General features: G+C 69.7%; 4 protein-coding genes. 1 reads left to right on the forward strand and 3 read right to left on the reverse strand.

The window, feature by feature from the left end; all coding sequences use genetic code 11:
• On the forward strand, positions 1-633 hold a 633-nt coding region (locus tag VGJ14_05170), incomplete at its 5' end, for a replication initiator (protein HEY2831795.1).
• Here the strand turns inward: VGJ14_05170 and VGJ14_05175 are convergent.
• The 3 genes from VGJ14_05175 to VGJ14_05185 form a co-directional block, all read right to left on the reverse strand.
• Positions 613-2,886 (reverse strand): recombinase family protein, encoded by a 2,274-nt coding sequence (locus VGJ14_05175; GenBank protein HEY2831796.1) that lies wholly within the window; start codon positions 2,884-2,886, stop codon positions 613-615. The two genes, VGJ14_05170 and VGJ14_05175, sit on opposite strands and share 21 nt — an antisense overlap.
• On the reverse strand, positions 2,876-3,061 hold the full coding sequence (locus VGJ14_05180) for a hypothetical protein (GenBank protein ID HEY2831797.1): 186 nt from the start codon (positions 3,059-3,061) through the stop codon (positions 2,876-2,878). The genes VGJ14_05175 and VGJ14_05180 overlap by 11 nt, the downstream gene beginning before the upstream one ends.
• A 58-nt stretch (positions 3,062-3,119) precedes the next feature.
• Positions 3,120-3,441, reverse strand: a 322-nt coding sequence (locus VGJ14_05185) for a hypothetical protein (GenBank protein HEY2831798.1), incomplete at its 5' end; no start/stop codon positions are given.

A 3,441-nucleotide genomic window follows, 5' to 3' on the forward strand; every position in this document is an offset into this window, starting at 1 on the left:
ACCCCGCCCTCGTTCGGGCCGGTGCACTCCCGCCGGGTCACCCGCACCGGCCGCGTCATCCCCTGCCGGTGCGCCGAACGCCACCACCCCGATGACCCGCGTGTTGGCGCACCGCTCGACCCCGACACTTACGACTACGTGGGGTCGGTGCTCTGGCAGGCCCACGCCGGGCAGCTGTGGCACCGCTTCACCATCGCCCTGCGCCGCGCGCTGGCCCAGCGGCTCGGCGTCCCCGGCCGGCACTTCGGGCAGGTCGCGCGGGTCTCGTATGCCAAGGTCGCCGAATACCAGCGACGCGGACTGGTCCACTTCCACGCCGCGATCCGCCTCGACGGCCCCGACGGTCCGGCCGACCCCGCGCCGGCTGGGTTCACCACGGCCGAACTACGAGAGGCCCTCACCGAAGCGGCCAGCACCGCCGCACTGACCGTCCCTCGGCCGGACGGCACAGAGTTCCGACTGGAGTGGGGCACCCAGCTCGACATCCGGGAGATCACCGCGACCGCCGCCGAGCAGATCGAAGACCCCGACGGGCAGATCACCGAAACCCGCCTCGCCGGCTACATCGCCAAATACGCCACCACCAGCCCTGTTTTGCACTGCGCGTTCCTTTCATCGGGGTGTGTCGAATAGTCCAGGTTGGTCGGGTTTGACCTGGATACGCAGCCCTTTGCGGCGGCCGCGGTTCACGTGGATGGCGGCGAGTTCGCCGCGTTGGACCTTGTGCAACACCGTCTGGCGGGCCACTCCGAGGGCCTCGGCGGCTTGATCGAGCGATAGCCAGCCCTCGGGGGCTTCGGGCCGGACGCGGTCGCGCAGGGCCTGATCGATGCGGATGCGCCAAGGCGCGTGAGGAGTGAGCTGCTCTCCGACGATGAACCCGTCGCGCAGCCACCGGTAGAGCGTCACCCGGGAGACCCCGAGCATCTTCTCGGCGGCGGAGATGCTGACCACAACGACATCCTCACCGCTGGCCCCGACATCCTTGCTGCCAGTGGCCGGCTGGTAGGCGGGAATCCCGCGAGAGACCCGCAACGACTTGACCCGGGTCTGGGTCCAGCTCAGCCCAGTGGAGGTGCGCCGGCCCTGTTTGGCCAGGATCGCCGCGATGCTGCGGTCGTCGTAGTCGGAGGTCAGACGCTGGACGAGTGCGATGGTGTCCTCGCTGGTGGTGCGGGTGTGTTGCCCGGTTCTGGTCATCGGCATGGCGACCTCGGTGACCGCGCCGCCCTGCCAGATGATCCGCAAGTTGGCGATGTGGGTCTCGCGGTGCACGGTCAGGCCGATCTCGGCGATGACCGCGCGCAGCAACTGTTTGCGCTCGATGCTGGTGGTGCTGGGCGCGTCGAAGATCGCGCGCACGTCCGCGCCGGCACGGGAAAGCCAGGCAAGCTCGGTGTCGGTGAGCGCGACCGGACGGCGGGCCTGCTGGGTGGCCAGATCGTTCTCGGCGCGCCGTTGCGCAGTGAGCCTGTCCTCGAGCGCTTTCTCCAGGGTGCGCGCGACCAGCCGGTTCTCCGGCTCGACCGCATCGAACTGACGCAGCGCCCGGTCGGCCTCGAACCGGGCACGTTCCACGGCGAGCTCGAACACGGCCAGCCGCCGACGATACTGATCCTCGGCCTCGGCGAGGGCCTGCGCGGTGGCGGCCAGCGCGGCCGGTTCGAGCACCGCGAACAGCTCCTCGAGCACGGTGTTCTCCAGCCGCCGGCCGCCGATGCTCTGGCAGCCCGGTTGACCGGTATACAGCTGCTGAGCCCGGGCGCACAGATAGCGCGGACTGTTCCCGCTCGGACCGGAGTAGCCGACCTGCATGATCCGTCCGCACCGCCCGCAGCGCAGCAGCCCTTGCAACAGCGCCGTGCCTTCCCGAGGCGCGCCACCGCCGTGACCGCGTGGGGGCCGCCAGTTCGCCCGCAGTCTCGCGGTGTTGGCTTCGTAGGTCGTCCAGTCGATGAACCCGGGATGGTGATCGGGGATCAGCACTTCCCACTGCTCGCGTGGCAACAGCCGCACCCGGGTGGTGACCCGCCCGGTGGCCGGGTCGACGCGTTTCTCGGTGCGGGTACGGCCGAACACGAACGCCCCGGCATAGGTGGGATTGGACAACAGGTCGTGCACCGCCGGGTAGGTCGCGCCGGCCCAGCGGATGCGTGGGTCTCCGTTGCGGCGGCGCGGCAGCAGCACCCCGTCCTCACGCAGCGACATCAGCACCTGGCGGGCCGAGCCGAGCTCGGCGAACCGGCGGAACACCGTGGTGATCGCCTCGCGCACGGCCTCGTCCGGTGACAGCACAACCTTCCCGTCGGCGTCGTAGTCCAACCCGACCGGTAGTCCCTGGCGCAGTTCGCCCCGGGCGGCCTTGTGCTTGAGCCCGGCGGTCAGCCGCGAGCGGATCAGGTGCAGCTCCGCCTCGGACATCGTGCCTTTGAGCCCGAGGACGAGGCGGTCATTGAAGTCGGCCGGGTGGTAGATCCCGTCCGCGTCGGCGATCAACGTGTCGGTCAGCGCGCACAGGTCCAGCAGCTGATACCAGTCGGCGTTGTTGCGGGCCAGCCGCGACACCTCCATGCCCAGCACGATCCCGACCTTGCCCAGCCCGACGTCGGCGACCAACTCTTGGAACCCCAGCCTGGCCGTCGCGTCCGCTCCGGAACGGCCCAGATCGGCGTCGATGACCACGACCTGACGGGCGGGCCAGCCCAGCACGACCGCGCGTTCGCGCAGCTCGTACTGCCGAGCGAGCGACTCGGTATGGGTGACCACCTGGCTCGGGGTCGACTGGCGCACATACACATACGCTTCCCGCCCCCGATGCGAAGCGGTGATCTTCTGCGATGACAGCAGCAACGCCGGCGCGGCCGGCTCGCGCAGTTCAACACCCATTGTCGGGCTCCGTCGGTCCGGCCGGGTCGTCGACGACGAGTACTCCGCGAGCGATCAACCGGGCCAGCAACGCCAGCACCTGCACCCGGGCGGTCTCCGGCAGCCGTGACCACCGGTCCGCCGTTGACGGCGGGTCCAGCTCCAACACCATCTGCGGCGCGGCCGCTACCCTCACGGCACGCAAGTAGGTTCACCTGTCCCAAGTCGTGAGCGCGATCAAGGATTCGGTGAACCTATTTGCGCCTCCTCCGCCCCGGGCGGGATCGGCGCACTCTGAGCAGCGGCACCACCAGCCGGTTCAGCTCGCGCAGCCCGCCAGCGTCGATCACGACACCCGGCCCGGACGGCAGCTGCACACCGAGCAGGTCGGTGGCATCCGCGCGGATCGTGCCCGGTGAGCCATCCGGCAGCTCGACCACCAAATGCAGCACCCCGTTCAGGCGCTTGAAGCTCCGAGCCGCCAACAACCGCCCGAACAACGGGTGCGTCTCCGCACTCACCCGCACCTCGCACGGCAACAACGCACGAACCTGTTGCAGTCTGTCGCCATCACTA

The sequence above is a fragment of the Sporichthyaceae bacterium genome (assembly GCA_036493475.1).
Taxonomy (GTDB): domain Bacteria; phylum Actinomycetota; class Actinomycetes; order Sporichthyales; family Sporichthyaceae; genus DASQPJ01.